We start from the raw sequence: 14,853 nt of genomic DNA, 5'->3' as shown, positions 1-14,853 counted from the left end.
GGAGGCGCCACCACCCCCGGCCGGGTCGGCCCCGAACTGGGCGTGACCGGGCGTCGCGCGCCCTGCCACAGTTGACGGATGGCCACCCCTCCGCCCCCGGGCACCCACCCCGTGCTCGAGCCGGAGCTCGTCTTCGCGCACGTCCGGGCCCGCCTCGAGGCGAGCACGATCCACGGCGACCCGCGCGGCGGCCGGGAACGACTGCCGCGGCTCTCCCGGTCGGCGACCGCGAAGGCGCTGACGGCGGGCGGGTTCCGCACCCTGACCGGCCTGAACGTGTCGCCGTCCGACCTGAACAAGGACGGCACGCAGTTCCTCGACGACACCGAGACCGTGCTGCTCGAGACCCTCGCGCTCGGCCGCCGTTTCTACGGCCTCTACGTCGAGCCGCAGAACCCCTCGCACGAGCAGTGGGACGCGGTCACCGCGATGTTCGCCGAGCTCGGCGCCAAGCTCGACGCGCGCCTCGGGCCCGTCGAGCAGTTCCTGGCCTAGCCGCGCCGACCCCTCGTCCGGTCGTGCGGTCGGTCGAGGAGGAGGCGGTGGCGGCCAGTAGGGTCGGCGCATGTTCGCCCTTCCGCCCGGAGCCCTGCGCGTCGTCCACCTGAGCGACTCCCACCTGAGCGGCGACGGGAGCCTGCACCAGGGCTCCGTCGACACGCTCGCCGCCCTCGACCGCGTCCTCGCCGAGGCGGCCCGGGTCGACGGCGTCCGGCTGCTCGTCGGCTCGGGCGACCTGTCGGACGACGGGAGCACCGCCTCCTACGCCCTGCTGCGCGACCGGGTCGAGGCCTGGGCCACGAGCCGGGACGGTCAGGTCGACGTCGTCCTCGTGCCCGGCAACCACGACCTGCGCGCCGGCTTCACGGAGGTGCTCGGCGACGGCCACCTCGCGCACGGCGCCCGGCCCGACGCCGGCCAGCCAGCCCGCGAGCGACCTGACGCCGCGCGCCCCGTCGACGGCGTCTCGCTCGTCGACGGCTGGCGCGTCGTCACCCTCGACACCTCGGTGCCGCGGGCCGGCTACGGCCTGCTGCGGCCGGAGCAGCTCGACCGCCTCCGCGACCTGCTCGCCGAGCCCGCGCCGCGCGGCACCGTGGTCGTGCTGCACCACCCGCCGCTCCCCGCGCCCACCACCCTGCACCAGTCGCTGGCCCTGCAGGCCCCGGAGGCGCTGACCGAGGCGGTCGAGGGAACGGACGTCCGCGTCGTCCTCGCCGGCCACTACCACCGCCACGTGGTCGGCTCGCTGGCGGGCCTGCCCGTGCTCGTCGCGCCCGCCGTCGCCAACGAGACCGACGTCTGCGCGCCGCACGGCACGGAGCGGGCCGTGCGCGGGTCGGGGTTCCTCCTCGTCGACCTGCTCCCCGACGGCTCGGTGCGCTCGACGCCGGTGCGGGTGCACGACGAGCACGACGGCGACGAGGTGTTCGTCCTCGACGAGGAGGCGGTGCGCGCGATCGCCGCGGCCGCCGGTGCCCCGGCCCCCTCCTCCTCCTCCTCCTCCTCCTCCTGACGAGCGTGATCGAGTTGCCCCGAACGGTCGCCTCCTCGACGGCCAGGCAGCCGTTCGGAGCAACTCGACGTGCCCGCGACGGGGGCGGGCGACCCCGGGCGGCGGGCGGTGCCGGGCGTCGGCCCAGGCGCGCCGCGTAGGGTCGAGGCGACGTCGGGTCCGCGTGGGCGGGCCGAGGCGTCCACACCTGTCCGAGAGCTATGCGAGGGAGACCGCAGCATGCGCGTGGTCGTCGTCGGAGCCACCGGCAACCTGGGCACGGCCCTGTTGACGCGGCTCCAGTCCGAAGCCGACGTCACCGAGCTGGTCGGCATCGCCCGTCGTGCGCCCCGCACGGCCTCGCCGCCGTACGGCGACGTCCAGTGGTTCACCCTCGACGTCGGCGACGACGCCTCGCCCGACCGGCTGGCCCGCGCCTTCGTCGGCGCCGACGCCGTCGTGCACCTCGGCTGGGCGCTGCAGCCGAGCCACGACCGCGACGCGATGTGGCGCACCAACGTCGTCGGGACCCGCCACGTGCTCGACGCCGTCGCCCTGGCCGGGGTGCCGCACGTGCTCGTCGCGTCGTCCGTCGGCGCCTACAGCCGCGGCCCCAAGTCGCGTCGCGTCTCGGAGTCCTACAAGACCAAGGGCGTGCGCCGGTCGAGCTACTCGAAGCACAAGGCGGTCAACGAACGCCTGATGGACGCGTGGGCAGCGAAGCACCCCGACGTCGTCCTGACCCGGATGCGTCCCGGGCTCGTGTTCCAGCCTGCCGCCGCGAGCGAGATCATCGGCCTGTTCCTCGGCCGCTGGGTCCCGACCCGGTGGATGCAGCACCACCGCCTCCCCTTCCTCCCCCTCGCGCCGCGCTTCGTGTCGCAGGTCGTGCACGCCGAGGACGTCGCCGACGCCTTCTGGCGCGCGATCGACCGCCGGGTGGGCGGGGCCTTCAACCTCGCGGCAGAGCCGATCGTCGATCCCCAGATGGTGGCGGAGGCGTTCGGCACGCGGCTGCTGCCCGTGCCCTACCGCGTGATGCGCGCCGCGGCGCTCGTGACGTGGCTGCTGCGCCTGCAGCCGACGGAGCCCGGCTGGCTCGACATCGCCGCGAAGGTCCCCGTCATGTCGACGGACGCCGCGCGCGAGCAGCTCGGCTGGACGCCCCGGCACTCCTCCGGCGACACGCTGCGCGCCTTCGCCCGCGCGATCGGCCGGCGCGACTCGCACGCCGGCTCGCACCCGCTCAGCGGCTGACAGCCGCGCGGGCGCTGCCGCCCAGGCTCAGAGCGTGATCGTGATCAGCCCGTCGTCGCCGAGCTCGACCGCGGCACCGCGGTAGTCGGCGATGCGCGTCAGCCCCTCGGCGGCCGGCCCGTCGTGGTCGCCCACGACCACGACCTGGGCCCCGGAGGCGCGCGCAGCCTGCAGCCCCGCCTCCGCGTCCTCGAAGACGACGACGTCGCCCGGCTCGACGCCCAGCAGCTCGGCCGCCCGCAGGTACCCGTCGGGAGCGGGCTTGCCGACGGGCACGTCCTCGGAGGCGAGCACGACCGCGGGCAGCCCGACCCCCGCGACGGCGGTGCGGCTCCGCGCGATGGTCCCCGGGGCGCTCGTCACCAGCGCGACGAGCTGCACGGGCAGGGCGGTGACGAACGCGGCCGCGCCGGGGATCTCCACCACGCCGTCAGGGGCCTCGCCCTCGACCGACAGCAGCGCGTCGACGTGCCGGAGCACCGCCTCCTCGTCCAGCTCGGGCAGGAACCGCCGGACCGTGTCCGCGGTCTGCCGACCGTGCGCGAAGGCCAGCACCTCGCCGGGGTGCAGGCCGAGCGGGCCGCACCACTCGGTCCAGATGCGCTCGACGAGGGCGGTCGAGTCGACGAGCGTCCCGTCCATGTCGAAGACGACCGCCCGGGCGGTCAGGGTCGTGCGGGGCTGCTCGGGACTCATGGCGTCAGTCTGGCGCACGACCCAGGCGGGACGGTCGTGGACGGCCCTGGACGGCCGTGGACGGCACGGTGATGGACGGCACGGTCGTGGGCAGGACGGGGGACCTCGCCGGGGAACGGGCCCGGCCGGGCTGCTCCGTGCAGCCTGTGCATGCCGTGCACGTCGACTGGCCCCCTTCCGGGGGACTCGACGGAACGCGTAGCCTTGTCGTGTCGGGACCTCACCGGTCCCACAGGATGTCGCTCCCCGCGAGCGTTCCCTGCCCGTGAAGCTCACGCTCGCGCAGCGGCATCCGGGTCGCGCTCCTCGCTCGAGGGGCGCGGCCCCTCCTCGGAGGATCGGCCAGACGGCGGCGTGAGGCCGGGAGGCGACGGGCCCGGCGGCGACGTGTCGCGTGCCTGCCCCTCGTGACCCTCCGCAGCGATCGTCCCTGCGTGAAGCTCCGACGGTGCGGAGAGCCACGTGCCTGCTCGAGGCGGGCTCCGCCAGCCTACGGCCGCAGGCGACTCCCCGACAGGGGTTGACTCTGACGAAAAAGCCTGGTCACCATCCACTTTCGTTAGACGCTCTGACTAGTCCGTCTAGCGACCACCCCGTGGACCTGGGGCGCTGCTAGCGTCGCCCCCATGACCGACGCCCCGCCTCCCGTGCTCGTGATGATCGACCGAGCGGCCGCGGGCGGACCCCCGCTCGGTCCGGGCGAGACGGGCTGGCGAGTCGTCGAGCCGTCCGAGCACACGATCCACGTCACCGACCTCGGCGTCACCCGCGGCGACGGGATCTTCGAGGGCCTCGGCGTCTCGCACGGCTCGATCCAGGCACTCGAGCCGCACCTCGCCCGGCTCGCCCGCTCGGCGGCCCTGCTCGACCTGCCCGAGCTCGACCTCGACGTGATCCGGGCCGCCTGCCTCGAGTCGGCCAGGCTGCACGAGCCGGCGCCGCTCCTCCTGCAGAAGCTCGTCGTGACGCGAGGGATCGAGGGAGGCGACGGCTCGCCCACGGCGTGGGTGCGCACCGAGCTGATGCCCGACCACGACGCCGAGCGCGTGCACGGCATCCGCGTCGTGTCGCTCGACCGCGGCTACCGGCACGACGTCGCACAGACCTCGCCGTGGCTGCTGCAGGGCGCCAAGACGCTGTCGTACGCCGTCAACAAGAGCGTGCTGCGCGAGGCCGCCCGCCGGGGAGCCGACGACGTGCTCTTCGTGAGCAGCGACGGCTACGCGCTCGAGGGGCCGTCGGCGTCGCTCATCGCGCGCCTCGACGGCGTCTACGTCACGCCGCGCACCGACCAGGGGATCCTGGAGGGCACGACCCAGGCCGCGGCCTTCGAGGTGCTGCGCTCGCTGGGGCACGAGGTCGCCGAGGTGTTGCTGCCGATGGACGAGGTGCGCCGGGCCGACGCGCTCTGGCTCGTCTCGAGCGGCCGGCTGGTCGCGCCGCTCTCGTCGCTGGACGGCGAGCCGGTGGCGATCGACGCCGAGGTCACCCGGCAGCTGGCCGACGCGCTCGTCGACCGGCGCGTCTGACCGGGCTCGTCCGACGCGGCGGATGCGACGCCGCGAGGCCGACCGGGCGCGCGACGCGAAGCGGCCGACCGGCCATGAGGGCGGCTCACGTGGTAGTGCGGGTATCCGCGACGCGAACAATGCTTAGGTGAGCTAGACACTTCCGGGGTCGACTGCGATGGTGGGGACGTGCCGATTCACGGCGGCGCAGCCATCATCCGCAGTTCGATCAGGCGTTCGCAGGGCGCCAGGAATGAGCCGAACATGTCCGCATCGACCCCCCGCTCCCCTCTCCGCTCCGTGTCGGCCCGCGACCTCGCCGGCCTCGTCCCGGAGCAGCTCGTCCAGCACGTCCGCTCCCGGGTCGACGTCACCAGCGACAGCTCCTACCGCCGCGAGTCCAGCGTCGCGCCGGCCCGCATCGGCGCGTACCCGAAGCGCCGCCGCACCTCGCGGGCGCCGCGTGTGCCCGTCGTCGCCGCAGGCCCTTCCTACGCCGACTTCTTCGTCGAGCCCGCGCGGCACCTCGCGACGGCCTGACGCCTCCGACCCGACCACACGCCGGAGGGCGGGCACCCCTGGGTGCCCGCCCTCCGGCGTTCTCGTCCGCGGTCCTGTTCCCGGGACCGGCGTGACCCGACCCGAGGAGGCGACGCCCGCCTCCTCGGGTCGGCTCTCGCCTGGTGCCCCTAAGAGGCGCGGCTGCGGAGCAGCGTGAAGCTCGCGTCGCGCACGAGCAGCGTCGTCACCGGGCCCTCGACCTGCTGGTCGGGGTCGCTCGAGCTGGCGAGCTCCCACTCCCCGTGCGGCGCCTCGGGCACCTGGAACTCGACGACGCTCGTCGAGCCGTTGGTGAGGTAGGCGAAGGCGTCGGCGTCCTTGTGCGTGAGCACGAAGGTGATCGCCTTGTTCTCGCCCTGCTGCCAGTCGCCCGTCGAGAACGAGTGGTCGTCGGCGCGGCGCACCTGCACGTGGTCGTCGCTCTCGACCTCGGGCGCGTAGCGGAACCAGTCGGGGCGCAGCGCCGGGTTCTCGCGACGCAGCGTGATCAGCTCGGTCGTGAAGGCGAGCAGGTCGCGGTCGGCGCGCTCCCAGTCGAACCACGAGATCTCGCTGTCCTGGCAGTAGGCGTTGTTGTTGCCGCCCTGGCTGCGCGCGATCTCGTCGCCGCCGAGGATCATCGGCACGCCCGCGCTGATCAGCAGCGTCCCGAGGAAGTTGCGGCGCTGGCGGTCGCGGTACTCGTTGACGGCGCCGTCGTCGGTCGGGCCCTCGACGCCGCCGTTGAACGACTTGTTGTCGCTCTCGCCGTCCTGGTTGTCCTCGCCGTTGGCGTCGTTGTGCTTCTCGGCGTACATCGTCAGGTCGGCCAACGTGAAGCCGTCGTGCGCGGTGACGAAGTTGACGCTCGAGAGGGGCGAGCGGCGCGAGTCCTCGTAGACGTCGGGGCTGCCGAGCACGCGGTCGGAGAAGGTCGACAGGACGCCGGGCTCGCCGTTCCAGAACTCGCGGACGTCGTCGCGGAACTTGCCGTTCCACTCCGACCAGTCGGCCGGGAAGCCGCCGACCTGGTAGCCGGCGGTGTCCCACGGCTCGGCGATCATCTTGACGCTCTGCAGCACCGGGTCCTGGTGGATCAGCGTGAGGAACGCGCTGTGCTCGCTGGCCTCGCCGCCCTGACGCGTCAGCGTCGTCGCCAGGTCGAAGCGGAAGCCGTCGACGTGCATCTCGGTGACCCAGTAGCGCAGGCTGTCCATGATCAGGCCGAGCGCCGCCGGGTGGCTGACGTTCAGGCTGTTGCCGGTGCCGGTGGTGTCGAAGTACGCCGACTCCTCGCCCTCGACCAGGCGGTAGTACGACGCGTTGTCGATGCCCTTGAACGAGATCGTCGGGCCCATGTGGTTGCCCTCGGCCGTGTGGTTGTAGACGACGTCCATCCACACCTCGAGGCCGGCCTCGTGGAAGGCCTTGACCATGGCCTTGAACTCCGCGACCTGGCCGCCTCGCGTGCCTGCCGCCTCCGAGGCGTACTCGTCGTGCGGCGCGAAGAAGCCGATGGAGTTGTAGCCCCAGTAGTTGCGGAGGCCCTTCTCCTCGAGGTGGCTGTCCTGCACGAACTGGTGCGTCGGCAGCAGCTCGACGGCGGTGACGCCGAGGTCGGTGAAGTACTTGATCGCGGCCGGGTGCGCGAGGCCCGCGTAGGTGCCGCGGATCTCCTCGGGCACGTCCGGGTGCTGCTGCGTGAAGCCCTTGACGTGCACCTCGTACACGACCGTGTCCTCGAGGGCGGTCAGCGGGCGCTCGTCGGAGCCCCAGTCGAAGTCGCGGTCGGCGATCACGTTGCGCGGCATGGCCGACGCGGAGTCGGTCGTGTCCATCGTCCCGGGCTCGTCCATGTCGTGGCCGAAGACGGCCTGGCCCCAGTCGAAGCGGCCGTCGAGGGCCGTGGCGTAGGGGTCGAGCAGCAGCTTGTTCTCGTTGTGGCGGAGGCCGGCGGCCGGGTCCCAGGGGCCTGCGACACGCAGGCCGTAGCGGGAGCCGACGCGCGCCTCCTCGACGACGGTGTGGAACACGTGGCCGGTGCGCTCGGTGAGCTCGAAGCGGGTCTCGGTGCCGCCGGTGCTGCCGGTGCCGTCGGTGCCGTCGTCCGCGTCGTGGAACAGGCAGAACCAGATCTTGTCGGCGGTCTCGGAGTACACGGCGACGTGGGCGCCGCCGCCCTCGAGGGGCGTGACGCCGAGGGGGTAGGGCAGGGAGCGAGAAGCGGTCATGCACCAGACATACAGGCTGCGCGGCTGCGGGGGCCAAGCTGAGCGCCCGGCCCGCTGTACCCCGCCGCCCTGCGCGCGCTCCGCGCGCCTAGCCCGTGCCTCCGCCCGCCCATGCCCCGCCACGCCGGGAACCGCGTTCCGAACCATGAACCGCGTTTTATCGCGGTTCATGGTTCGGAACCCGGTTCATGGGGCTTGGTGGCTCCTCCTCCACAGTTGCCGTCCTCGCCCCAACGTCCCCATCGGGGAGGTGCGGCGCAGGCTCGCGACGCCGGTCTCCGTCAGCCTCAAGCCGTGGACGACACGACCGACCCCTCCCGCTGCGAGCTGCTCTTCGCCGCCACGCACGGAGACGGTGCCAGAGAGACCGCGGCCCTGCGGAGGAGCGTCCGACGGGGCCAGCTCGTGAGGATCCACCAGGGGACGTACCTCCGGGCAGACGACTTCCGTCGTCTCGATGAGCGCGGTCTACACGTCGTGCTCGCGAGAGCAGTCGCCCTGGGCCTGGCCGACGTCTGCGTCGTGTCGCACACGTCGGCAGCGGTCCTGCACGATCTGCCGGCCGTCTCCCCGGCGATGCCGGACGTCGTCACCGTGGTCGATCCGCGGCGGACGACGACCGCCCGCTCGACTCACCTGCTCCGGCGTCCGGGGCGGGCCCCCGCCAGCGAGACGTCGCTCGTGCACGGACTCTGCGTCACAGATCTCTCCAGGACGGCCGTCGACGTGTCGCGCACGTCTCCCTTCGCCGACGCCGTCCTCTGTGTCGACGCGGTGCTGCGTCGTCTCGTCCTCCCTCGCGGCCACGAGACGAGCCCCGGTGTCGTCGAACGTCTCGCCACGGTCCGGACGCAGCTCCTCCAGCGCATCGGCGACGGTTCACGGCCGGGCGACCGCGCCGCGCGCCGCGTCGTGCAGTTCGCGTCGCCCTGGGCCGAGAACGGCGGCGAGTCCCTGCTCCGTCTCCTCCTCTTCGAACTAGGGCTCTCCGACGTCCATCTGCAGCGGTCGTTCGAGAGCCGAGGTCGATTCGCCGGGCGCTGCGACATCTTCCTCGCGAAGCACGGCGTCGCCCTGGAGTTCAACGGGCTGATCAAGCTGACCGACCCCACGATGCTCGCGGGACGCACCCCTGCAGAGGTCGTGCGCGACCGTGGGCGGCGCGACAGACGCCTCCTCGAGTCGGACGACATCGAGCACGTGGTCCACTGCGAGTACCTCGACATCGTCCAGCCTCGCCGACTGGCCGAACTGCTGCAGGGCGTGGGGGTGGGGCTCGACCCGCGACGGGTCGACTCCGCTGCCCGCATCGCCCTGAGGCGCTTCGTCGGCTGACCGCGATGAACCGCGTTCCGAACCATGAACCGCGTTTTTTCGCGGTTCATGGTTCGGAACGCGGTTCGGAAGGGGGAGGGAGGCGGTGGGCAGGCGAGCTGGGGCGCGGCGGCGGCGGCGCCCTCGGGCGGCGGCCGGCGGGGCGGCGGTTAGCTGACGTGCACGTCGGGGCGGCGCGAGCGGTGCGGCTCCGCCTGCCTCAGCACCTCGCGCGTCACGGGCGCCACCTCGCCGGCCCCGGTCACCAGGAACCGTCCCATGTTCGACAGCGGGCTGCCCTCGGTCCACTCGAAGTAGACGTCGGGCACGACCCCGGTCTCGTCGCGCACCGCGAGCAGCACCGACGCGATCGTGTTGGGCACGGCGCCGCTCGTGACGCGCAGCACGCGGTAGCCGTGCACGACGCAGCCGGTGACCTCGAGGTCCTCCTCGAAGTCGGACGAGTCGCCCGGGTGCACCTCGAGGAAGATCACGGGCGAGCGCTGCGGGATGCCGCTGTACTTGCGCTCCGCGCTCAGCTTCTTCTTGTAGATCTCGGCGACCTCGCGACCCGGCTCGTGCGCGATGATGCGGATCGAGCCGTACTCGTCGGCGTCCTCGCGGACGTAGCCGAGCGACGTGTCGTCGAACGAGATCGACGTCGCGCGCAGCTGGAACGACCGCCGCACCCGCGAGATCAGCGACACCGCCATGATGCCCACGATGAAGATCGCGGCGATCCGGACGCCGTCGGGACGCTCGACCACGTTGACGACGGTCGTGTAGACGAAGACGACCGCGATGACGCCGAAGGCGACGGTCCGCTTCCGTTGACGCGCCCGGCGCGCGGACAGGGTCACCGCCACGGAGGCGCTGGTGATCAGCACGAGCACCCCCGTCGCGTACGCCCCGCCCTGGGCGTCCACGTCGGCGTCGAACACGATCGTGATGACGAAGGCGATCGCCGTGAAGACGAGCACGAGCGGCCGCACGGCCCGCGCCCACTGCGGCGCCATGCCGTAGCGCGGCAGGTAGCGGGGCACGATGTTGAGCAGCCCCGCCATCGCCGAGGCACCGGCGAACCAGAGGATGCAGATGGTGGCGACGTCGTAGAGGGTGCCGAAGCCGTTGCCGAGGTAGGCGTGCGCGAGGTAGGCGAGGGCACGGCCGTTCGCCTCGCCTCCCGACTGGAACTCCTCCTGCGGGATCAACAGCGTGGTCACGAAGCTCGACAGGATGAGGAACGAGCTCATGATGATCGCGGCCGACGTGAGCAGGCGGCGCGCGCCGCGGATCCGGCCGACCGGCTGCTGCGGGGTGTCGCTCGCGTCGCCGGTGATCTGCGGCATGACGGCGACGCCGGTCTCGAACCCCGACAGGCCGAGCGCGAGCTTCGGGAACACGATCAGCGCGATGCCCACCATGACGAGCGGGTTGCCGTGCTGGACGGTCAGCGCCTGCCACCAGTTCCCGATGACGACCGGGTTCTCGGCGACGTGGGCGAGCGCCACGGCGATCACGACGAGGTTCAGCGCCAGGAACACGCCGACCAGGACGACGGCGATGCCGATCGCCTCCTTGAACCCCCGGAGGAACACCGCGGCCAGCAGCGCGACCAGGAACAACGTGATCGGCACCTCGGCGCCGTGGAACCACGACGGCGCGAAGGGGTTCTCGACGGCGTGCGCCGTGGCGTCGGCGGCTGAGAGGGTGATGGTGATCATGAAGTCGGTGGCGGCGAAGCCGAGCAGAACGAGCACGAAGACCTTGCCGCCCCACCAGGGCAGCAGGCGCTCGAGCATCGCGATCGAGCCCTCGCCGCGGGGGCTCTCACGGGCCACGCGGCGGTAGACGGGCAGCGCGCCGAAGAGGGTCAGCAGCACGAGCACGATCGTCGCCAGCGGCGAGAGCAGGCCGGCCGCGACGGCGGCGATCGCCGGCTGGTAGCCGAGGGTCGAGAAGTAGTCGACCCCGGTGAGGCACATGACGCGCCACCACGAGTGCGTCTTCTCGACGGTGGTGGCGTGCGGCCCCTGGTGGGCTCCGCTGTTCTCGGAGAGGCCGCCCAGCAGCCAGCCACGGAGGCGCGACCCCGACGTGCGGGAGAGCGCCGGTTCCAGCGCGTCGGCGTCGCGCTGCTCGGACGTCGTGGACACGGTGACCTCTCGTCGCTCGTCGCACCCGGGACGGCTCGACGGAGCAACGCTACGCCCGGCGCGAGGCGGCACGGGGCGGTCGGCCGTAAGGATGTCGTGAGGACTTCGGACGTCCGCAGCAGGCGCCCAGCGGGCCCACGGCGGGCCCGCAGGTCACGTGCGGGGCAGCCCGGCGACGGTCTCGGCGGGCAGGCTCCTCTGAGGTCTGGCTCCTCTGAGGTCTGGCTCCTCTGGGGTCAGGGCTTCTCGGCGCCTCCGTCCGGCACGAAGCGGTAGCCCATGCCCAGCTCGGTGACGAGGTAGCGCGGCTCGGCCGGCACCGGCTCGAGCTTCTTGCGCAGCTGCGCGAAGTAGAGGCGGAGGTAGCCCGTGTCCTTCGCGTGGAACGCGCCCCACACCTGCGTCAGCAGGGTCTCGCGGGTGACGAGCTTGCCGGGGCTCTGCAGCAGCAGCTCGAGCACGCGCCACTCGGTCGGCGTGAGGCGCACGAGCTCGCCGGCGCGCGTCACCGTCGTGGCAGACAGGTCGACCCTCACGTCGCCGAACTCGACGACGGGCGCGTCGTCGTCGCCGGGAGCGAGGCGGCGGGTGAGCGCGCGGATCCGCGCGAGCAGCTCCTCCATCGCGAACGGCTTCGTCACGTAGTCGTCGGCACCGGCGTCGAGCGCCTCGACCTTGTCGGCGGCGTCGGTGCGCCCGGAGACCACGAGCACGGGGGCGGTCGACCAGCCGCGCAGGCCCGCGATCACCTCGACGCCGTCGAGTCGGGGCATGCCGAGGTCGAGCATGACCAGGTCGGGGTGCTGCGTCATGGCGACGTCGAGGGCCTCACGGCCGTCGGACGCGGTGTGGATCTCGTAGCCGTGGGCGCCGAGGGTCACCTTGAGCGCCCGCAGGATCTGCGGGTCGTCGTCGGCGATCAGGATCTTCACGGGCCCTCCTCGACGACGGTACCGCCCGCAGGAGGCGCCGATCGCGCTCCCGACGTAGGGATCCCGTGAGGATCCGCGCCGGCACCAGGGGCAGGGGCCTCGGGCAGGGAGACGACGGCGGTGAGGCCGCCGCCCGGGGTGTCGTCCATCGTGAGGGTGCCGCCCATCGCCTCCGTGAACCCCTTGCTCAGCGCGAGGCCGAGCCCGAGCCCCGTGGAGTTGTCGGTGTCGCCGAGCCGCTGGAACGCGACGGTGATCTCGTCGCGGCGCTCCGGCGGGACGCCGGGCCCGCGGTCGACGACCCGCACCTCCACCCGGCCGGCGAAGCCGCTGGTCGAGATGCGCACGAGGGTGCCGTCGGGCGAGTGGCGCAGCGCGTTGTCGAGCAGGTTGACGAGGACGCGCTGCAGCAGCACGGCGTCGGCGACGACGGCCGGCACCGAGGCGCGCAGCGCCAGCTCGACGTCGGCGGGCCCGAGCCCGAGCTCGTCGAGCGCCCCGAGCACGACGTCGTCGACGTCGACGACCGCCGTGCGGACGGCCAGCGCGCCGGCCTGCACCCGGCTGACGTCGAGCAGGTTGGTGACGAGGGACGACAGCGACTCCAGGCTCTCCCACGCGGTGGCGAGCAGCTCGTCCCGGTCGGCGTCGCTCCACTCGACGCCGGGCTGGCGCAGGCCGCTGACGGAGGCGGTCGCCGCGGCGAGCGGGCGGCGCAGGTCGTGTCCGACGGCGGCCAGCAGCGCGCTGCGCATCCGGTCGACCTCGGCGAGCGGCGCGACCTGGCCGGCCGTGCGGGTGAGCGCCGAGTGCTCGAGCGCCGCCTCGACCTGCGCGGCGACCACGGCGAGGAGGCGTCGGTCGCCCGCCTGCAGCGGCTCGCCCGTGAGCTCGAGCACGCCGTGCTCCCCCGCGGGCAGCGTCGAGACGTCGGCCGAGGCACCCGCATCAGGCGCACCGGCACGCGCACGAGCAGCAGCCCCACCCGCACGTGCACCACCACCAGCAGCCGCAGCCGCAGCCGCAGCAGCAGCACCAGCACCAGCACCAGCACCGTCGCCCGCCACCCCGCTGTCGCCGAGCACCTCGTCGCCCGACAGCACCCGCACCCGCCTCAGACCGAACGCCTCGCGGGTGCGCGCGACGAGCGCCTGCAGCGCGTCCTGCCCCCGCAGCACGCTGCCCGACACGGTCGCGAGCAGCTCGGTCTCGGCGAGGGCCCGGGCCGCCGACCGGCTGCGCCGTGCCGCCTGGTCGACGACCCAGCTGACGATGGCGGCGTTGAGCACGTAGAGCACGAGCGCGAGCAGGTGCAGCGGCTCGGCGATCGTGACGCTGTAGATGGGCGCGATGAAGAAGAGGTCGAGCGTGACGCCCGACAGCAGGGCGGCGAAGAGCGCCGGCCAGACGCCGCCGGTCACCGCCACGACGACGACGAGCAGCTGGAACAGCAGCACGGTGCCCGCGATGCCGTCCTCGGTGCGGTGCCCCGCGAGCAGCCAGGTGAGCAGCGGCCCGACGACGGCCGCGAGCACGAAGCCGGTGACGACCCGCGAGCGCGACAGGGCCCCGCCGAGCTTGGGCAGCGACCAGCCCCGGCCGGCCGCCGAGTGCGTGACGATGTGCACGTCGAGCTGGCCCGACTCGCGGATCACGGTCGCGCCGATGCCCGGCCCGGTGACGAGCGACCCGAGCCGCCCGCGCCGGCTGACGCCGATCACGAGCTGGGAGGCGTCGGCCCCCTTGGCGAAGTCGACCAGCGCCCTCGGCACGTCCGAGCCGACGACCTGGTGGTAGCTGCCGCCGAGCTTCTCGACGAGGGCGCGCTGGGCGGCGAGCGCGCCGGGCGCGCCCTGCCGGAGGCCGTCGGGGGTGCTCACGTGCACGGCGATCAGCTCGCCCCCGGCGCTGCGGGCTGCGATGCGCGCGGCGCGACGGATCAGGGTCTCGCCCTCCGCGCCTCCGGTGAGGGCCACGACCACGCGCTCGCGCGCCTCCCACGCGGCGTCGATGCCGTGCTCGACGCGGTACGCGCGGAGGGCACTGTCGACCTCGTCGGCGAGCCAGAGCAGGGCGAGCTCGCGCAGCGCGGTGAGGTTGCCGAGCCGGAAGTAGTTCGAGAGCGCCGCGTCGACCCGGGCGGCGGGGTAGACATCGCCCGCCGCAAGCCGGTCGCGGAGCGCCTGCGGCGCCAGGTCGACGACCTCGATCTGGTCGGCCGCGCGCAGCACCGCGTCGGGCACGGTCTCGTGCTGCGCCGCGCCGGTGATCTGCTCGACGACGTCGGCCAGCGACTCGACGTGCTGCACGTTGACGGTCGACACCACCGAGATTCCGGCGTCGAGCAGGGCCTGCACGTCGCGCCAGCGCTTGTCGTGCCGGGAGCCCGGGGCGTTGCTGTGCGCGAGCTCGTCGACGAGCGCGACCTGCGGCGCCCGGGCGAGCACCGCCTCCAGGTCCATCTCGTCGAGCTCGACCCCGCGGTGCACGTGCCGCTCGCGCGGCACCACCTCGAGGTCGCCAAGCCGGGCGGCGGTCGCTGCCCGGCCGTGGGTCTCGACCACGGCCACCACGACGTCCTTGCCCTCGTCGCGCAGCCTCGCGCCCTCCTCGAGCATCGTGAAGGTCTTGCCGACGCCGGGAGCGGCACCGAGCAGCACCCGCAGCCGACCTCGTGTCATGCGCCCAGCTTCGCACGCGCCGCCGACACGTCCGGGGCCGCGC

The 14,853-nt window shown here is 73.3% G+C and carries 11 protein-coding genes; 6 read left to right on the top strand and 5 right to left on the bottom strand.

The window, feature by feature from the left end; translation table 11 throughout:
- Positions 1-78: 78 nt before the first annotated feature.
- The 3 genes from IFT90_RS11995 to IFT90_RS11985 all read left to right on the top strand — a co-directional run bounded on the left by IFT90_RS11995 (position 79) and on the right by IFT90_RS11985 (position 2,752).
- Complete coding sequence (locus tag IFT90_RS11995; RefSeq protein ID WP_123547070.1) at positions 79-495, top strand: hypothetical protein; 417 nt, start codon at positions 79-81, stop codon at positions 493-495.
- Positions 496-565: 70 nt separating this feature from the next.
- Positions 566-1,516 carry a metallophosphoesterase gene (locus tag IFT90_RS11990; protein WP_192042455.1) on the top strand — a complete coding sequence of 317 codons (951 nt, stop codon included), beginning with the start codon at positions 566-568 and terminating at the stop codon, positions 1,514-1,516.
- 219 nt (positions 1,517-1,735) lie between these two features.
- Positions 1,736-2,752: an NAD-dependent epimerase/dehydratase family protein gene (locus tag IFT90_RS11985; protein ID WP_192042454.1), complete on the top strand. Its 1,017-nt coding sequence runs from the start codon at positions 1,736-1,738 to the stop codon at positions 2,750-2,752.
- A gap of 27 nt (positions 2,753-2,779) precedes the next feature.
- Here the strand turns inward: IFT90_RS11985 and IFT90_RS11980 are convergent, their stop codons facing one another.
- Positions 2,780-3,448, bottom strand: coding sequence for an HAD-IA family hydrolase (locus IFT90_RS11980; protein ID WP_192042453.1), 669 nt, complete (start codon positions 3,446-3,448; stop codon positions 2,780-2,782).
- A 626-nt stretch (positions 3,449-4,074) separates the two neighbouring features.
- Here IFT90_RS11980 and IFT90_RS11975 point away from each other — a divergent pair.
- Together IFT90_RS11975 and IFT90_RS11970 are read left to right on the top strand one after the other, a co-directional pair.
- On the top strand, positions 4,075-4,977 hold the full coding sequence (locus tag IFT90_RS11975; RefSeq protein WP_192042452.1) for an aminodeoxychorismate lyase: 903 nt from the start codon (positions 4,075-4,077) through the stop codon (positions 4,975-4,977).
- Between the two features lie 243 nt (positions 4,978-5,220).
- On the top strand, positions 5,221-5,496 hold the full coding sequence (locus IFT90_RS11970) for a hypothetical protein (RefSeq protein ID WP_192042451.1): 276 nt from the start codon (positions 5,221-5,223) through the stop codon (positions 5,494-5,496).
- A 149-nt stretch (positions 5,497-5,645) separates the two neighbouring features.
- On the opposite strand, the gene glgX is transcribed toward IFT90_RS11970, so the two are convergent.
- A complete protein-coding gene (gene glgX, locus IFT90_RS11965) occupies positions 5,646-7,727 on the bottom strand; it encodes a glycogen debranching protein GlgX (protein WP_192042450.1) in 2,082 nt (693 codons plus the stop codon).
- Between the two features lie 294 nt (positions 7,728-8,021).
- On the opposite strand from glgX, the gene IFT90_RS11960 reads away from it, so the two are divergent.
- Complete coding sequence (locus IFT90_RS11960) at positions 8,022-9,062, top strand: hypothetical protein (protein ID WP_192042449.1); 1,041 nt, start codon at positions 8,022-8,024, stop codon at positions 9,060-9,062.
- A gap of 149 nt (positions 9,063-9,211) precedes the next feature.
- On the opposite strand, the gene IFT90_RS11955 is transcribed toward IFT90_RS11960, so the two are convergent.
- The 3 genes from IFT90_RS11955 to IFT90_RS11945 all read right to left on the bottom strand — a co-directional run bounded on the left by IFT90_RS11955 (position 9,212) and on the right by IFT90_RS11945 (position 14,810).
- Positions 9,212-11,161, bottom strand: a complete 1,950-nt coding sequence (locus IFT90_RS11955; RefSeq protein WP_192042581.1) for an APC family permease — start codon at positions 11,159-11,161, stop codon at positions 9,212-9,214.
- A 272-nt stretch (positions 11,162-11,433) separates the two neighbouring features.
- Entirely contained in the window at positions 11,434-12,129 is a 696-nt protein-coding gene (locus IFT90_RS11950) for a response regulator transcription factor (RefSeq protein WP_192042448.1), read from the bottom strand.
- On the bottom strand, positions 12,126-14,810 hold the full coding sequence (locus tag IFT90_RS11945; protein ID WP_192042447.1) for an ATP-binding protein: 2,685 nt from the start codon (positions 14,808-14,810) through the stop codon (positions 12,126-12,128). The genes IFT90_RS11950 and IFT90_RS11945 overlap by 4 nt, the downstream gene beginning before the upstream one ends.
- Positions 14,811-14,853 lie beyond the last annotated feature (43 nt).

Origin of the sequence: Frigoribacterium sp. CFBP 8766 (assembly GCF_014841435.1) — a bacterium.
Classification (GTDB): domain Bacteria; phylum Actinomycetota; class Actinomycetes; order Actinomycetales; family Microbacteriaceae; genus Frigoribacterium.
This window is presented reverse-complemented; position numbering and strand designations above follow the sequence as displayed.

Bases quoted from the DNA above. Each gene is read 5' to 3' on its own strand.
- IFT90_RS11995 (WP_123547070.1), top strand. From the start codon at position 79: ATGGCCACCCCTCCGCCCCCGGGCACCCACCCCGTGCTCGAGCCGGAG.
- IFT90_RS11990 (WP_192042455.1), top strand. From the start codon at position 566: ATGTTCGCCCTTCCGCCCGGAGCCCTGCGCGTCGTCCACCTGAGCGAC.
- IFT90_RS11985 (WP_192042454.1), top strand. From the start codon at position 1,736: ATGCGCGTGGTCGTCGTCGGAGCCACCGGCAACCTGGGCACGGCCCTG.
- IFT90_RS11980 (WP_192042453.1), bottom strand. From the start codon at position 3,448: ATGAGTCCCGAGCAGCCCCGCACGACCCTGACCGCCCGGGCGGTCGTC.
- IFT90_RS11975 (WP_192042452.1), top strand. From the start codon at position 4,075: ATGACCGACGCCCCGCCTCCCGTGCTCGTGATGATCGACCGAGCGGCC.
- IFT90_RS11970 (WP_192042451.1), top strand. From the start codon at position 5,221: ATGTCCGCATCGACCCCCCGCTCCCCTCTCCGCTCCGTGTCGGCCCGC.
- glgX (WP_192042450.1), bottom strand. From the start codon at position 7,727: ATGACCGCTTCTCGCTCCCTGCCCTACCCCCTCGGCGTCACGCCCCTC.
- IFT90_RS11945 (WP_192042447.1), bottom strand. From the start codon at position 14,810: ATGACACGAGGTCGGCTGCGGGTGCTGCTCGGTGCCGCTCCCGGCGTC.